The organism is Nostoc sp. ChiQUE01b (genome assembly GCF_034531255.1).
In the GTDB taxonomy this organism is placed as follows: Bacteria; Cyanobacteriota; Cyanobacteriia; order Cyanobacteriales; family Nostocaceae; genus Nostoc.
In genome coordinates this window covers 116421-132998 of sequence record NZ_JAVRBM010000007.1, presented here as the reverse complement: position 1 = coordinate 132998, position 16578 = coordinate 116421, and the positions used below count along the sequence as shown (strand labels likewise).

Sequence of the window (16578 nt, the reverse complement as noted above, 5' to 3'; positions counted from 1 at the left end):
GGAAAGTCAATTTCCAAAGATAACTAAAACTTCTTAGGAACCCCAACAGATAGATAATTGTAACCAACAAGTGTGAGGAGCAACAGTAGGTGCAGAGCTAGTGAGAATCACCTCACCATTTGTGCTATCATCAGGCAAAAGAAAAAGTAGGAGCATTACGACCTCGCCCCTACAAATTGCAACAAAAGGATGTTACTCAGCTAAAAGCTTATGTGAGAGCATTCTTTTGTATTTTAAGTTTTTCAGAATTCTAGTACCCGTATCCAGATTGGGATTGATAGTAGTATTCATCTCTGGGTTTTGCAGACTTCCAGTAGTTGTTCTTATAGCCGTAGAAGTTACCTTTTGTGTGGGCTTTTAGAACGTATGCTTCACCTTGGTAATTCTCATTAGAGTAGATATACCAATCTTTGTCACCCGTATTCTCATACCAAGATGCTTTACTGTTAAAGCTGCCTAAACTGTAAGAATCACCTGTGTACTCTCTTTTCTCTCCTTTACCATAATAGTAGTCGGAAAGGTATAAAGCACCACCACTAACAGTAGCAGCAGCTTCGTGGTCAAGGTCTTGCACCAATTCGATGCTGTTGAGGTCTTGGGTTTGGTTGTTGATGTGAGACATTCTTTTTCTCCTTAGTTAATTGAGATAGATTAGTAAGTTGAGTCTGTGCAGCACTGGCGTTTTAGGTGTTCGCCTTCACTTCACTCTTTTACAATAAAGAATTTTGATTAGATGCACATCGTCAAGTTAGGAAATTGGTTTTCCAATTTTGGAAAGTAAATTTCAGAAGATAACTAAAACTTCTTAAGAACCCGAACAGATAGATAATTTTAACCAACAAGTGTGAGGAGCAACAGTAGGTGCAGAGCTAGTGAGAATCACCTCACCATTTGTGCTATCATCAGGCAAAAGAAAAAGTAGGAGCATTACGACCTCGCCCCTACAAATTGCAACAAAAGGATGTTACTCAGCTAAAAGCTTATGTGAGAGCATTCTTTTGTATTTTAAGTTTTTCAGAATTCTAGTACCCGTATCCAGATTGGGATTGATAGTAGTATTCATCTCTGGGTTTTGCAGACTTCCAGTAGTTGTTCTTATAGCCGTAGAAGTTACCTTTTGTGTGGGCTTTTAGAACGTATGCTTCACCTTGGTAATTCTCATTAGAGTAGATATACCAATCTTTGTCACCCGTATTCTCATACCAAGATGCTTTACTGTTAAAGCTGCCTAAACTGTAAGAATCACCTGTGTACTCTCTTTTCTCTCCTTTACCATAATAGTAGTCGGAAAGGTATAAAGCACCACCACTAACAGTAGCAGCAGCTTCGTGGTCAAGGTCTTGCACCAATTCGATGCTGTTGAGGTCTTGGGTTTGGTTGTTGATGTGAGACATTCTTTTTCTCCTTAGTTAATTGAGATAGATTAGTAAGTTGAGTCTGTGCAGCACTGGCGTTTTAGGTGTTCGCCTTCACTTCACTCTTTTACAATAAAGAATTTTGATTAGATGCACATCGTCAAGTTAGGAAATTGGTTTTCCAATTTTGGAAAGTAAATTTCAGAAGATAACTAAAACTTTATTGAAATGAAAAAGTAGGAGCGAAACGTGTCTCGCCCCTACAAATAAATTGCGATAAAAGAATGTTACTCAGCTAAAAGTTAAGGTGAGGGCATTCTTTTATATTTTAGGTTTTCCAAAAATTTAGTCTGGGGTATGAAATAGAACCGAACTGATTACACAGCAATACAGTTCAGTTAAGCCCCAAATCCTTTGTACATACCAAAAATCCTTAACCAAACGTATTGGGTTATACAGGTCTTACAGATTCCCAGTTGTTGTTAGCGTAACCTGTTAAGTTACCTTTGCTGCCTGCTTTTAGACGGTATCTTATACCTTTGTAATTCTTCTCAGTGTAGGCATACCAATCTTTCTTGCCCGTTAGCTCGTACCAAGATACTTTATTGTTGAAGTAGCCTAAACTGCTATATCCTTTTGTCAGATCATCTACCCGATCTCCTTTACCATTATATAAGGTCGAAAGGTCTAAACCACCACCACTAATAGTAGCAGAAGCTTCGTGGTCAAGGTCTTGCACCAATTCGATGCTATTGAGGTCTTTAGTTTGGTTGTTGATGTTAGACATTGTTTTTCTCCTTAGTTAATTAAGGAAGGTTAGTAATTTTAGTCTGTGTAGCACTGGCGTTTTAGGTGTTCGCCTTCACTACACTCTTTTACAATAGATAAATTTGATTAGACGCACATCGTCAACTTAGGAAATTGGTTTTCCAATTTTGGAAAGTAAATTTCAGAAAATAATTAGGGATTATTAAGAACCCGAACAGGTAGATAATTGTAACCAAGAACTGTCAGGAGCAATAGTAGGTGCAGAGGCAGTGAGCATCACCTCACCATTAGAACCATACATCCATCCCTGAGCTTCAATCAGTGGTGCAGATTTAACAGAATGGTAAGGTTTGTTGCTAGTAGTAAGGTTTTCTTGTGGGGTTGAGATACTTGCACTCTGGACAGTTGGAATCTGATAAGTTTGATAGGGTGCAATTGAGGGGTCATCTGGCATCACTGGCAAACCTCCGTTTCCTGTAATGAAAAATTTCCCTTCTGGTCGTTTATTTCGGGCAATGCAACTATTGGCAATCAACTGTGAAGTATCGATGATATTTGTGGGCAGAGCAGTTAAGCCTTGACTAGGGTTAACATCAAACGTGTTGAGTTGCACTACGCCATTAAATTCAGAACCACGAGCAGAACTGGCTGTAATGTCACTTAATGGCGTGGTTCCTAGACGAAACTCTGTACCAAAGATGCCAGAAGCATTGATAATTATTCGACCACCCAAGCTATCAAGAGCATTGGCGCTGATGTCACTATCTTCTTTAGGAACAGCGACTAAACTGTTGGTATTAATGGTAATATTGCCACCAGTGGCATTACCTTTGGCATCGGTAGTGATGCTGCTACCTCGGCGTAGAAGTAAAAAATCACGCGCGAGCAAATTAATATTTCCCTGTTCTCCTTTTGTGTCAGCACTAATTTTTGCTTTGTTGTCAAGATAGATAGAGTTAGCTTCAACTAATAATGAACCTGCAATCCCTGACCCTTGACTACTTACCGTAACTTGTGCGCCATCTCGGATATAAAACTGCTTGGTATTAATTGTTAATTTTCCACCTCTACCTGTAGAAGTTTCAGACGTATTGGCAAACAGCCCACTTGCAGGGTTTACACTTAAAACTTCATTTGAACCAAATTGGGCAGTAAATTCGTCAATTTGAGTAAAATAGTTGGCGTTGCTACCAGAAAGGGTGATGCTGTCAGTGACATCAAGAGTAATATTACCTGCGTTGCCACTACCATTGCTAGTGGTGGTAAATTGTCCACCACTAATGGCTTCTAATGTATTAGCCCTCAACGTGATGTTACCCCCATCCCCTTGTCCCCTGGTTTTGACACTCAGGGAAGCGCCATCCTTCAAAGACAGCATTCCGGTCGTGATATTAATATTGCCACCCTTGCCTGAACCTGTTGATGAAACAGTATTGTATGCTCCACTGAGAATTCCATTCTTGCCGGCTCCTTCCAAGGAGACTGTATTTCGAGCAACTATATTCACATTGCCCGCATCTCCTTTTCCAGAGGTAGTAGCACTGAGTAGAGCGCCATTGCTCACAAAAAGCGACCCAGCCGTGATGTTGATGTTGCCTCCCTTGCCCTCGGCTTTTATGTCTACTGCGCTGACTACCCCAGTGGAACTTGTTCCATTGGCACTTACCCCATCGAAGGAAACTGTATCGCGGGCAAATATATTCACATTGCCTGCATTTCCATTTCCATAGATTGCGACATTTAAGACAGCACCATTTTTCAGATAAAGTGACCCAGTGGTAATATTGATGCTGGCACCGTTACCTTCCCCCTTTGGCAAGATATTACTGAATGCTCCAGTACGGTTATTACCAAGTCCTTTATCAAAGACAACGGTATCGCGGGCAACGATATCTATCCTGCCTGCATTTCCTTTTCCACCATCACCCCCCTTTCCACCATCACCATAGTTGGTAGCAACCAGCTGACCACCATTCGTAACAGAGAGTGACCCAGCATTGATATCGATATTGCCACCTTGACCTACACTTCCATCTGACACGGCGCTGAAGATGTAAGCATTTGCGAGGTCAACAGCATTTTTTGCTCCCACTATCACATTGCCTGCATTTCCATTTCCAAAAGTTGAGGCTTCAAGAAAAGCGCCATCTCGTAATGAAAATGAACCAGAATTTATCAAAATGTTACCGCCATTGCCAACAGTCCCCCTTGCTACAAAACTGAAAATACCACTATTGAAATTGTTTTTCTCCCCAGCAATATCAACAGCACCTGTTACCAAAACATTGACATTGCCTGCATTCCCCTGTCCTGCTGGTTGGGTAGCAGATGCTTGACGAGTAATAGTTGCCAATTGAGCGCCATCAATTAGTGATAGTGTTGCAGCATTGATGTCAATATTACCTCCTTTACCTACACCCCCAGCATCTACCGTGCTGAGGATGCCAGCATTATCTGCAAGGTCAACAGCATTTTTGGCACGCACTGTCACATTGCCTGCATTTCCCTCTCCAAAAGTTGAGGTAACAAGAGAAGCGCCATCTCGTAATGAAAGCGATCCGGTGGTAATATTGATGTCGCCACTGTTACCTACAGCTTCTAATTCCACCCGATTTGAGATCCGACTTCCATTCAAGTTTATTGCCTGTGTTGCATTAATTTCAATATCTCCCGCCTGTGAGCCAACGGAACCCAACTTTGATGCTATCCCTGACTGTAGCTGTGTATTTTCTCCAGTCATATCTAAGGAACGGGCATTGATCGCAATACTACCCCCACCACCAGCGAGTACATTAACATTAGTACCATTACCCAGAGATACATCAGAGCGTTCAACGCCATCAGGAAAACTTAAACCGAAGTCTGAGCCATTAATACTCAAATTAACTGTACTAGTGTCTGCCATACCTCCCAACTTCACATTTCCACCTTCAGCTAGGAGTTGCCCACCATCAAGCTGCACATTACCGCCTACAAGTGCTAAGGTCTGACCAGGATTAACTTCTAAACTAGAACCTAGTACCTGAATCTTTCCCGGATTCGTCCCAAATTGCAAACCAATGGGTACATTAATAGTCAGCAAAGGTGGAGTTTGAGGATTTACAGTACTGAACTTAATACCATCACTAAAGTTAAAACTATTAGCTGTACTTGCAATAAACGAACCGTCAATATTGAGGGAGGCATTGGAATTAAAAACAATTCCATTTGGATTGATTAAAAATAAATTTGCAGTGCCATTTGCCCGAATCAACCCATCAATATCAGATACCGAGTTACCTGTAATGCGAGTAAAAATATTCTGAATCGACGTAGCATCATTGTTAAAAAACGCTTCCCCACCTGTAGGTACTGAAAACTTGCTGAAACTATGGAATAGGTTGCTACCGCGAACTGTTCCCCCTTCAATGGTGCAAGTTGTGCATCCTGGCGTGACGCTGGAGTTTACTGGAAGGGTATTATCAGGAACAATTTGAGCGTTGACAGGGTTAATTGTGACAAAAGTTGCGATCGCACAGCATCCCGTTAAAGTTATCGCCCTACAACTAAATAGCAGCGATTCGCAGCTTTGATAATACCTTAATTTAGCTTTCACAAGATTTCTCGACCCCTCATAAGCAGTATTTATAGTACGTCATCAAGTTTAACAAGTTGTTATATTCCTTAACTTAGTACAGCATTTCATTAATTCGTAGTGAATTAAATTTAGCAATACCCTACAATGCCAATGCATTGGGTAACAATGCTAATGCATCGGGTAACAATGCCAATGCATCGGGTAACAATGCCAATGCGTCGGGTAACAATGCCAATGCATCGGGTAACAATGCCAATGCGTCGGGTAACAATGCCAATGCGTCAGGTAACAATGCCAATGCATCGGGTAACAATGCTAATGCAATACCGTTCAGTTAAGCCCAAAAACCTTGGTAGAGATGCGAAATTTCGCGTCTATACAAAAGTCTAAAATCAGTACCAAAAATTCTTAACTGAACTGTATTGAATGCCAATGCGTCCCCTTGCATTAAAAACGCTACGCTTTTACGCAAAGCTGTATTTAGGTGCTGATTTTTATTCAAAAGTAAACCAGTTATGAGCCAAGAACCAAAGCAAACTTTGCAAAAATTTTTAGTTATTGACGACCATGAAGCAATTCTTCAAGGTACAATTCCAGCACTCAAAGAGAAATATCCAGAAGCAGAAGTCTTCGCTGCTCAGGATGCTCAGACTGCATATCAGCAATTTGAACGTCATCACCCAGACTTGCTAATTGTGGATTTATGTCTGCCAGAAAAGCCTCAAGGTCAAGCTCAGATTGAAGTTGGGATGCAATTGATCAAAACTTTGATGTCAAGCCCTCTCGCCCCTAATTTAGTGGTGCTGAGTACCAATGTCAAACCGTTGGTACGTCTAAAACCGATAATTAATGCTTATGAAGGTGGCTTTGCCGCTATGGATAAGTCTTTGCCGCTCCGTGAAATGTTAAAGTTGGTTGACTTGGCATTGCGCGGCTCTATTTATTTATCTTCAGAACTGCGATCGCGCCCAGAATTTGATCGAAAATGGATCGAAGTACTAACGCTGAAATATCAAGAAGGTTTAACAGATAAAGCGATCGCCCAAAAAATGAAGTTGAGCGATCGCACCGTACGTAACTACTGGATTAGACTGCAAGATTCTTTGGGTGTGTATGACGAACCGGGCAAAGAATTGAGAATTCAAATTGAGATCGCAGCTAGAAAAATCGGATTAATCAACTGATGAAATTCGCACTTTCGACTAAAAGCAATTTATGGAAAAAAGTTCATCAAGAACTGAAACTTTGGCGAGAAGTAGTGCTGCCAGGACTTTCAGTTATAGGATTAATTATACTTGTTCGCTCAACAGGATTATTGCAATCGCAAGAGTGGCTTGCTTTCGATCAATTGTTACGGCTGCGACCTAATGAAGCCGCCGATTCGCGGGTGGTAATTGTGGGTATTGATGAAGACGATATCAACTATGTAAGCAAGTTTCCCATACCAGATAAAGAAATTGCCCAAATGTTGAGCATTTTGAATAGTTACAAACCCAGAGTCATCGGTCTCGACCTTTTTAAAGATAAAAGTAATTCGGCTGATGCAGAGCTTACATCTATCTGGAAAGAAAATCCAAATCTCATCGGAGTTGAAGTAGCATTAAATCACAAGCAATCTTTTAATGTTAAACCACCACCTGAGTTACCTCCTGAACGAGTCGGCTTTGCAGATACAATAGTAGACCCAGATGGAAAGCTGCGACGTAGCTTAATCGCAAGTAAAACTTATACCGGAGAACTTAAATACTCCTTATCTCTGCGTTTAGCACAATTTTATTTGCACGAGCAAGGAATAGAGTTTACTCATGGGAGTCGCTCTAAAGACCCGATTAAGTTTGGTTCAAGTCGGCTAGTCCGGTTTCTCCCCAATTCTGGCGGATATGTGGGAACTGATGCCAATGGCTTTCAAATGCTATTAAACTTTCGCTCTCATCCCCAACCTTTTCGCACCATATCTCTAAGGGATATTCTTAATAATAAAATTGATCCTGATTGGATTCGCGATCGCATCGTGATTATTGGCATGACTGCCGCCAGTGTTAAAGATAGATTTACCATCTCGGCAGTTAAAAATACACTCTACACCACAGCTTTAGGAGTTGGCGAGTCTTCCGATCAATACCAATGGATTTATGGTGTAGAAGTTCATGCTCATGCCACAAGTGAAATTATTAGTCATGTTTTAGACAGACGACCACTGTTAAAAGTATGGTCAGAAATTTGGGAGTATTTATGGATTTTAGCTTGGGGTTTAGTCGGCATCATTTTGGGTTTAATCCTGCAATCTCCGGCAAAAACATTGTTGAGTCTTGGTATAAGTAGTATCGAAATCGTCGGAATTTGTTATGTTGGACTGATTCTGGGTTGGTGGATTCCTTTAGTACCAACCTTGTTAGCTTTTACCAGTGCAGGACTGACGACATTTTTTTTTGATCGAGATTTAAGAGCGCTACTCGAACAGCGCAGTTTAACTCTTAAGCGCTCTTTTGAAGCAATCCATAATGGGCCTCTGCAATCCCTGGCTGTGATATTGAGAAGTCTTGGTGAGGAAGAGATAGAGCCGGAAAAATTGCGATCGCAACTTGAACAACTAAATCGAGAGTTACGGACTATTCCTGATTATCTCAGTCAAGAAATGCTTAGTCGCAGCGATCGTCTTTATTTAGAGGGAAGTGAAGTTATCGATTTGCAAACTCCAATTGCGGAGATGCTTTATTATATCTACGACATTACCTTAAGAAGAAACTTTCAAGGATTTACAACAATCCAAAGTTTTATTGCTCCCAATTTTGAACCATTAGAAGAGTACAACTTCAATGCAAATCAAAAGCGAGGGTTGTACCTTTTTTTGCAAGAAGCTTTATGTAATGTTGGCAAACATTCCCAAGGAGCTACCAGGCTTGATGTTATTTGTACGCGATCGTCAAAGGAGTATAGCCTACAAATAATTGATAATGGATTTACAAATAAATCTAAAAAGTATCAAGGTGGCGGGCAAGGAACAAACCAAGCTCAAGATTTAGCCCGACAATTGAGAGGCAAGTTTCGACGATTTTCTCACTCTCCACAAGGCACTGTCTGCGAGTTGACTTGGCCAATAGCAAGTACTTGGTGGCAAATATTTAGGAGTCTTTTTAGAGGATGTTTGAAAAGCATTTTTCGTCACATCAAAACCTCGAAAACCTAACTTCTTTCCCGTGTCGGTAAGGAGGAAAATTCAAAGTCTCTCTCCTAAAAGAAGAGAGAAATAGAAGTAATACCAATTTGAAAAAAGAATGCGACAAATAGATCATTTGTAGAGACGCGATTCATCGCGTCTTTACCGAAGGATGTGTTGCAATCATTAATTGAATTGGTATGAGGTTTTCCAGATCCCATGAAAAGTCAGGAAGTTGTTTAGTATTTGCATAGCCGTGCTATCTAAATGCAATTTCTGCAATTCGATTGTATCGTTCTGCACAAATAACTTGCTGCTAGACGTTGCAATCCAACGTCTTTACTGTAAAATTCACAGGTAGAGTCTATCTCTTATGCCATCATGCAACGTTTTCTACCTCGTGTCCGTCGCATTTGGGCAATTCTCTTCTTCACAACACTAACCTTATGCTTGTGGTTAACACATCCTTCCCTAACAATTTGGCATAAGGGAATCGCAGAGATAGCAACAGCCCAATCCCCAATTTTAATGGAGCCACTACAGCAGGGACTTAAGCTATATCAAGCTGGTGATATTCAAGGAGCAATTCAGTCTTGGCAAAAAGCTCTCTCCTCGGCTCAAGAGCGTAAGAGTAATTCTGCTGAGGTAATAAGTATACAGACGTACTTAGCAAGAGCATACCAACAAATAGGTCAAATACCGGAAGCGATCGCTCAATTAAAGCAAGTTATTGACTACTATCGTCAGACAAATGAGCCGATCGAGGTAGGACGGATGCTGACAGAACAAGCTCAACTCTACAGTAGCTTGGGACAGCACCGACGCGCAATTACCATTTTGTGCGGTGAAAATCAAAGCAATGCAACCTGTAGTCAAGATAGTGCCATAGAAATTGCCCGCTACCAGTCAGATGAACTAGGTGAAGTAGCCGCTTGGGGTAGTCTGGGAAATGCTCATCGTCTCCAAGGCGAGTATGAGCAAGCTATTCAAGATTTTGAACGCAGCGATGAAATCGCCAAAGGTATTAATAATCAAACTTATGTGGTGTCTAACCTGAATGGTTTAGCTAATACCTACGTTAGTCTTGCAGGGCGCAATCAGCGTCATGCCGAATTTGCCAGTGAAGTAGGCGATAAAAAAGCTGCCGAAAAATTCCAGCAATACACTGTTGGTTATGATAACCAAGCTGTACAATACTTTGAGCAAAGCCTGCATCTAGCTCAAAGCCAGAACGACAAAGTAAACGAACTGCGATCGCTAGTCGGTTTAATTAGGCTTTACGATCGCCAACATCCTTACGAGCCAGCCATAGTTAACAATACACTACAGCAAGCCCTAGTCGTGTTGGAACAATTGCCTGACTCTCGTGATAAAGCTTATGCAGTGATTCAACTTGCTAATCTTTTACAACTGGTTAACCAAAAGAACCAGTCTGTGATTACTGACCCAGCAACTCAATGTTTGAAGTCAGAATTGTTACCTAAGTCTGTTGAACTACTCAACAAAGCTGTAGCAATCAATCAAAAAATCCAATATCAGGAAGGAGAATCCTTTGCCAAAGGTCGATTAGGACACATTTACGAATGTCGCCAAGATTATCAACAAGCGATAAATTTAACTCAACAAGCCCTGATTGGCGCTGTCGCTGACGAGAACCTTTACATGTGGGCATGGCAGGCAGGACGCTTATTTAGAGCCACAGGTCGAGTGCAAGAAGCGATTAATTTTTATGAAAAATCTATTGACAGTCTCAAAAGTATCCGTAGTGACCTAATCCTGCAACAGCGAGATTTACAGTTTGACTTTCGAGACAAAGTAGAACCAGTTTACCGCGAGTTGCTAGAGTTACGCCTAGAGCAAACTAATGATCTTGTCCAAAAATCAGATATTCAACAAAATTTAGAGTCGGTACTTCCAATAATCGATGAGTTAAGGTTAGCAGAACTACAAAACTATTTAGGGAATAATTGCGATTTAGCACTTATTCAGAAACCAGTGCCACTAGTAGGAAAAAACACTGCTGTATTGAGTTCGATTATTTTGAAAGAGCGCCTTGCAATCATTCTTACCTTATCTGATGGAGAGCAAAAATTTAAGTCAAAAGTTTTTTGGGTGCCTGTTAAAAGTCAAGAAGTTAGAGATGTGATCAACGATCTACGGACTAAACTAGAAAAGCGCTCTGACTTGGAAAACACTTATAAAGCCAGAGCGCAACAAGTATATAACTGGTTTATTCGTCCTTTTCTCAGCGATTTAGAAAAAGAGAAAATTGAAACTTTAGTGTTTATTCAAGACGGAATTCTTCGGAGTATTCCCATAGCTGTATTATTTGACGGTAAGCAATTCCTGATTGAAAAATATGCGATCGCCTTTGCTCCAGCATTGACTTTAACCAATCCTCAACAGTCGAACCCACGAGAATTACAGGTATTAGCTTTCGGCTTGACACAACCAGCTACCGTCGAAACAGATGCTGGTTCAAAAAATTTTGAGCCGCTTACACAAGTTCAATCTGAGTTGAAAGCAATTACAACGAGTTTACCCAAAAGCAAGGGCTTACTGGATCGAGATTTTACTCCTGAGCGCTTGCAAGAAGAATTAGAAAAAAATACTTATCCAATAATTCATCTAGCGACTCACGGTAAATTTGGTATTGATGATAGAGAAACGTTTTTGGTAACTGGGAAAAAAGTTACAATAAATCGCCAAAAATCACTTCCAAATAAGATTTACAACGAAAAGTTGACAATAAACGACCTTTATCAACTTATTAATCGTACTTACCCTCAAAATAAACCGATTGAGTTACTAACATTAACAGCTTGTGAAACAGCAGTAGGTAGCGATCGCGAAACTCTGGGTTTGGCTGGTATCGCCATCCAAGCCGGATCTCAAAGTGCCATAGCAACTCTTTGGAAAGTTGATGATGCAGCAACGCCACAACTCATAGCGAAATTTTATCAAAACTGGCATAGCGGAATGAGTAAAGCCAAAGCCTTACAGGCGGCTCAAATAGCTTGGTTGCAAACGCATCAGCAGCAACTTGAAAGTCACCCCGGATATTGGGCACCATTCATTCTCATTGGTAACTGGCTTTGATCTCTACATCAACGACTCATTTCTCCTAGCGCTGCAATTGATGTATTTTACTATTTGTCAGCACTAGTTTAGTTTGTTCTCTTAATTCTATTTTAGTATCAGTTGCTACCTGTTCTAGAAGAGAATCTTTTAATTCTCTAAGAGGAGGCTCATTTTTGGAACTTAAAGCAATTTCTAAAGTGTTATACCACAAATCAGCTTTGTTATAAAGATTTGCCTTGATTAAAACATTATTGCTCTGCAAGAGTTGCTTTTGCAAATCTGGTGGAGTTGAAACTGCTTTCATCGCAGCGATCGCAAACGGATTAGCTGAAGGACGATTAGCATCGCAGACCAATTCGACTTGCCAAAGATATTTTTGACCAACTAACAATTCTAGATTAGACAAAGATAAAACCATGATTCCAGAGGAACTTTTAAAATTTTCATCTTTAATCTCTTTTACCAATATAGATTGTTTATTAGTTTCGTCATACTCATAAAGGCGAAACTCCATTTGCCAGGAGTTATTATCTTTCACAAACCAGGCGAATGTTGGACTATTTGCTAAAGTTTGACCGTAACTTTGCGTAGGTGCAAGTAAGATAACATGTGGAATACTACTTAAAGATGCTTCTGTTTGAGTCTCGCATCCTCTAGAACCACCTGAACTTCCTCTAGTCTGCGGTGGAGGGTCGTCAGAATTATTGTTGTTCTTATCAGCTAAGGCTGCTGTAGACATTGATAACAATAAGCTTAAGGTAATATAACTAGTAAGGATGTTTCTCAAACTTTTGTGTAAAGGGCATAGTATTTCAGCCATATTCTTACTCTGTAAAGTTTTCAAACAAGTCTATTTACTATACATATAATTAAACCTAAATTATGCATGACTTTTCCCGTTAAGTCTCAAAAAGTCTAATCTTGTATTCTGATATCATGTCCGGCTAATCACTTATGATTACTGTGTCTGACCATACGTATGGGTAACGCCCCTGCAAATCTGTCGGTGATGCGAACGATCGCACTCAATATTTTGCGCCGAAATGGTTATTCCTCCATTACCCAAGCCCAGAGATTTACCTCTAATGATATTGACAAACTATTATCCCTTGTGGGATGAAACAGCCCTGCCCTTGGAAAGGGGGGAAAACTTCTAAAAGTCCCCCTTTTTAAGGGGGATTTAGGGGGATCTACAAGTCTCGAATACAACACTAAAAAGTTTTCAGACATCCTCTAAACGATAAGTCTTTAACAGGACATAATATGAACTCCTGACCCTGAATTCTGTTTTGATAACTTAGTTAAATCTTGCGTTCAATTAATGCCTGTTTTCCCACTGCGATGCTAGCAATCACGATACCAGAGACTACCAGCATCAAAGGCGTAATTTGTTCACCTAGTAATAGCCCAGAAAATATAATCGTCAAAAACGGTTGTAGTAACTGTATCTGACTGACCCTTGCAACACCACCGATACTCATCCCGTGATACCAAGCAAAGAAAGCCAGGAACTGACTGAAAATACTGACATAACTAAAACCTAACCAAGCAGTTGATGAAGCAACTAATCCGTGCTGAAACACTGTGTAGATTACAGGTATAAGCAAAATCGGAAATGCTATAACTAAAGCCCAACAAATAACTTGCCATCCTCCCAAAATCTGAGCTAAACATCCTCCTTCTGCATAGCCAATAGCAGCTGCGCCCACTGCGCCCAACAAAAGCAAATCTGCTCCCTGAATTTGTCCCGCGCTGGAGGTAAAAGCAAATAAAACAACGGTCGTACTACCGAAAATACTAGCGAACCAAAACTTTCGGGAAGGACGCTCTCTACCTTTGAGTGTGGCAGCAATGGCAGTTGCCAAAGGAACAAGCCCTATAATTACTGCACCATCTGTCGCTGGTAGTTGCTGCATTGCCCAAGCTGATAGTAATGGAAACCCCAAAACCACTCCAGCTGTAATAATTAGTAAGCTCCCCCAGTGTTTGCTTAGTGGTAAAGGCTGACGAGTTACCCACAAAACAATCATTGCCAGAACACCAGCAACTACTGCACGTCCCAGTCCAACAAAAGTCGGATCGAAGTCAGCAACGGCAGCACGAGTTGCTGGTAAGGTAAGGCTAAATCCCAGCACACCCAAAAAGCCACAACCGAGTCCTAGTGTTTCTGGATTAATCCGGTAAATATTTGAATTTCGGATCATGCTGACTTACTTGGTATAATACTGAGTTTCAATCCATATTCGCATTTCAGCTTCAGAGCCAAAACAAGCAGAACGTCCTGTCATCGGGTCATAGGCGTGCCAAGAACAATCCCCATTGGCAAGGTGATTTTGCCAAACTTGCAACTGAGAACTGCTTGCCATTACTGTAATTAAGCTATACCAAGATTCTTGAAGTTTTGATTTTAGTAGCAACCATTTATCAACTATTTTCATAAAAAAGTCCCCTTGGCTCAATCAAGCATCAGATACTTTCTAGATTCGCTTGGAAAAATAGCAATGAGAAGGTACAGATTTGTCCAATTTTTACTGGTACAGTCACAGTATTTACAACTGTTCTAGTCAAACTGCACTCAACTGTACCAGTTCAAATACAAAAAAATCCCTTATATTGCCTATAATCCCTACATCATCCCGAAGGAAGGGTTTCACAGTGAATATTCCTTTAGATCGGCACTCACCAACCCCGATATATCTCCAGATTCGCAATTATCTCAGTCGTCTGATTCAATCTGGCAAAATACCAGATGGACAAAAACTTCCTTCTATTCGGGTGATGTCTACGAGTATTCAAGTTAACAAGTTGACTGTCATTGAGGCTTACAGTCTCTTAGAAGCTGATGGTCTCATCCATGCTCGTCAGGGTTCAGGCTATTTTGTCAACCGTACAATCACAGTATTATCTAATCTAACTTTGCGTTCAACCTTTGCCCCGTCTCAAGAGGTGATAATTTCACAAGGTGGAGGGTCATTTTTTGAGCAATATACAGCTTCAATTCAGGCTCGACGGCAGCAACATATTATTGAGTTCAGTTCAGGTTTTCCTTCTAGTTCCATTTCAGATAACCTGCAACGGGTTGCTAAACGAGCATTGGCTAATGCAGGAGATATCCTTTTTAGAGAAGACTTTCCTCAAGGACAACTTATGCTGCGGCAACTGATTGCTCAGATGTTAGTTCAACAAGGATTAGAGGTTTCCCCTGAAGAAATAATTATTACCACTGGCTCACAGCAAGCTTTATCTTTAGCTATGCAATATTACCTACAAAAAGATGACTGGGTGATTGTAGAAACACCAACCTATCATGGAGCATTGGGAATTCTCGAAAATTTACAGGCCAAAGTCATAGGAATTCCCATGACGGCAGAGGGAATGAATCTAGAATTATTGGAGCAGTATCTCAAAAGTCATCGACCAAAATTAATTTACACCATCAGTACTTTACATAATCCAACAGGTATTACAACTTCCCAAACTCATCGGCAAGATTTATTAAAATTGGCACAAAAATACGAGTGTTTTATTTTGGAAGATAATGCCTACGAAGAGTTGAAATTTCAACCTGTTCCTCCTCCCATCAAGGCACTCGATCGTCATGATTTGGTCACTTACATCAGTACATTCTCAAAAACTTTAATGCCTGGACTACGAGTTGGTTACATGGTGGTAACAGGTGAGCATCATCAATCTCTGGTAAAGCATAAATTACTCAATGACTTGCATGTTTCTACAGTATCTCAGGTAATTGTGAGTGAATTTTTAGCATCGGGACATTACCGCCGTCACTTGAATCGTTTACGTATTAATAACTTGCAAAGTCGGAATGTGATGTTGCAAGCTCTGGAAAGCTACTTTCCTGAAGCTATCACCTGGACAATTCCGAAAGGTGGTTTATTTTTGTGGACTCATCTGCCACACTATTTACCTATTCAAGCAATTTGCTCTGAAGCCTTATCTTACAATGTCCTGGTTGCTAGTGGTGCTGCATTTTTTCTAGGACAAGGGTATCCGGCGATGCGCTTGAACTTTTGCCAAACACCAGAGGATATTGAACATGGAATTAAGATTCTTGGTCGGCTAATTAAAAAGTATTTAACTAAGAGTTTTATCAGTATGAGTTTGTCATCTCAACGCGTAAGTGTATCGTCTATTCATTTATAGTCATGTTCAGTTACACATAATTCATTGAGTGGTGAAACGCCTAAAGTCACTGTTACGCAGACATCAGTTCAATTGGAGTACGAAGCGACTTTCAAAAAATAAAATCAGCAATAAATAGAATAATAATTACAGCAGATTCGGAGTTTATGAGGTACAGGCTATTGTAAGGGCGAACGGCCGTTCGCCCCTAGCCGTGTACCTCATTTACCTAAAAAACGCTGTAAAAATATGGGAGAGAGAAGCAACGAATGGCTGCTCCTCTCTCCCACAAGTTGTATTAAATTTAACTTAGATTCAAATTTTTGGGTGCTTGAAGTCCCTTAAATTTGGGCAATGGGGAATTGATTAACTCGAATGATTAGCGATGCCTACGGCAACTTCGTTCAGCGATCGCTACTCATTTACTGGTATATTCCAATACTTTTACAAGTTTGCAGCGACACACCGTTTCTATCAATATTTCTTTGTCGCTGCTA

At 40.6% G+C, this 16578-nt stretch carries 13 protein-coding genes; 5 read left to right on the top strand and 8 right to left on the bottom strand.

What is annotated here, in order from left to right; translation table 11 throughout:
• Positions 1–250: 250 nt before the first annotated feature.
• From RMY63_RS07335 to RMY63_RS07315, 5 genes are all read right to left on the bottom strand, one after another.
• Complete coding sequence (locus tag RMY63_RS07335; RefSeq protein WP_322728074.1) at positions 251–622, bottom strand: hypothetical protein; 372 nt, start codon at positions 620–622, stop codon at positions 251–253.
• Between the two features lie 400 nt (positions 623–1022).
• Positions 1023–1394, bottom strand: coding sequence for a hypothetical protein (locus RMY63_RS07330; RefSeq protein ID WP_322728074.1), 372 nt, complete (start codon positions 1392–1394; stop codon positions 1023–1025).
• Positions 1395–1806: 412 nt separating this feature from the next.
• On the bottom strand, positions 1807–2142 hold the full coding sequence (locus tag RMY63_RS07325; RefSeq protein ID WP_322728073.1) for a hypothetical protein: 336 nt from the start codon (positions 2140–2142) through the stop codon (positions 1807–1809).
• A 183-nt stretch (positions 2143–2325) separates the two neighbouring features.
• Positions 2326–5718 carry a filamentous hemagglutinin N-terminal domain-containing protein gene (locus tag RMY63_RS07320; protein ID WP_322728072.1) on the bottom strand — a complete coding sequence of 1131 codons (3393 nt, stop codon included), beginning with the start codon at positions 5716–5718 and terminating at the stop codon, positions 2326–2328.
• Positions 5719–5839: 121 nt separating this feature from the next.
• A complete protein-coding gene (locus RMY63_RS07315) occupies positions 5840–6013 on the bottom strand; it encodes a hypothetical protein (RefSeq protein ID WP_322728071.1) in 174 nt (57 codons plus the stop codon).
• Between the two features lie 202 nt (positions 6014–6215).
• On the opposite strand from RMY63_RS07315, the gene RMY63_RS07310 reads away from it, so the two are divergent.
• The 3 genes from RMY63_RS07310 to RMY63_RS07300 all read left to right on the top strand — a co-directional run bounded on the left by RMY63_RS07310 (position 6216) and on the right by RMY63_RS07300 (position 11956).
• On the top strand, positions 6216–6884 hold the full coding sequence (locus RMY63_RS07310) for a response regulator transcription factor (protein ID WP_322728070.1): 669 nt from the start codon (positions 6216–6218) through the stop codon (positions 6882–6884).
• Positions 6884–8887, top strand: a complete 2004-nt coding sequence (locus RMY63_RS07305) for a CHASE2 domain-containing protein (RefSeq protein WP_322728069.1) — start codon at positions 6884–6886, stop codon at positions 8885–8887. Before RMY63_RS07310 ends, RMY63_RS07305 begins: the two co-directional genes overlap by 1 nt.
• Before the next feature lie 351 nt (positions 8888–9238).
• Positions 9239–11956, top strand: coding sequence for a CHAT domain-containing protein (locus RMY63_RS07300; protein WP_322728068.1), 2718 nt, complete (start codon positions 9239–9241; stop codon positions 11954–11956).
• 25 nt (positions 11957–11981) lie between these two features.
• On the opposite strand, the gene RMY63_RS07295 is transcribed toward RMY63_RS07300, so the two are convergent.
• A complete protein-coding gene (locus RMY63_RS07295; protein ID WP_322728067.1) occupies positions 11982–12758 on the bottom strand; it encodes a DUF928 domain-containing protein in 777 nt (258 codons plus the stop codon).
• Between the two features lie 159 nt (positions 12759–12917).
• Here RMY63_RS07295 and RMY63_RS07290 point away from each other — a divergent pair, with 159 nt between their 5' ends.
• Positions 12918–13058 (top strand): hypothetical protein, encoded by a 141-nt coding sequence (locus RMY63_RS07290; protein WP_322728066.1) that lies wholly within the window; start codon positions 12918–12920, stop codon positions 13056–13058.
• Positions 13059–13239: 181 nt separating this feature from the next.
• On the opposite strand, the gene RMY63_RS07285 is transcribed toward RMY63_RS07290, so the two are convergent.
• Positions 13240–14142, bottom strand: a complete 903-nt coding sequence (locus RMY63_RS07285; protein WP_322728065.1) for a DMT family transporter — start codon at positions 14140–14142, stop codon at positions 13240–13242.
• A 6-nt stretch (positions 14143–14148) separates the two neighbouring features.
• A complete protein-coding gene (locus tag RMY63_RS07280; RefSeq protein WP_322728064.1) occupies positions 14149–14376 on the bottom strand; it encodes a hypothetical protein in 228 nt (75 codons plus the stop codon).
• A gap of 217 nt (positions 14377–14593) precedes the next feature.
• Between RMY63_RS07280 and RMY63_RS07275 the strand changes: the two genes are divergently transcribed.
• Positions 14594–16102 (top strand): PLP-dependent aminotransferase family protein, encoded by a 1509-nt coding sequence (locus RMY63_RS07275; protein WP_322728063.1) that lies wholly within the window; start codon positions 14594–14596, stop codon positions 16100–16102.
• Positions 16103–16578 lie beyond the last annotated feature (476 nt).

Bases quoted from the DNA above. Each gene is read 5' to 3' on its own strand.
- RMY63_RS07300 (WP_322728068.1), top strand. From the start codon at position 9,239: ATGCAACGTTTTCTACCTCGTGTCCGTCGCATTTGGGCAATTCTCTTC.
- RMY63_RS07330 (WP_322728074.1), bottom strand. From the start codon at position 1,394: ATGTCTCACATCAACAACCAAACCCAAGACCTCAACAGCATCGAATTG.
- RMY63_RS07305 (WP_322728069.1), top strand. From the start codon at position 6,884: ATGAAATTCGCACTTTCGACTAAAAGCAATTTATGGAAAAAAGTTCAT.
- RMY63_RS07310 (WP_322728070.1), top strand. From the start codon at position 6,216: ATGAGCCAAGAACCAAAGCAAACTTTGCAAAAATTTTTAGTTATTGAC.
- RMY63_RS07325 (WP_322728073.1), bottom strand. From the start codon at position 2,142: ATGTCTAACATCAACAACCAAACTAAAGACCTCAATAGCATCGAATTG.
- RMY63_RS07295 (WP_322728067.1), bottom strand. From the start codon at position 12,758: ATGGCTGAAATACTATGCCCTTTACACAAAAGTTTGAGAAACATCCTT.
- RMY63_RS07335 (WP_322728074.1), bottom strand. From the start codon at position 622: ATGTCTCACATCAACAACCAAACCCAAGACCTCAACAGCATCGAATTG.
- RMY63_RS07290 (WP_322728066.1), top strand. From the start codon at position 12,918: ATGGGTAACGCCCCTGCAAATCTGTCGGTGATGCGAACGATCGCACTC.
- RMY63_RS07285 (WP_322728065.1), bottom strand. From the start codon at position 14,142: ATGATCCGAAATTCAAATATTTACCGGATTAATCCAGAAACACTAGGA.
- RMY63_RS07280 (WP_322728064.1), bottom strand. From the start codon at position 14,376: ATGAAAATAGTTGATAAATGGTTGCTACTAAAATCAAAACTTCAAGAA.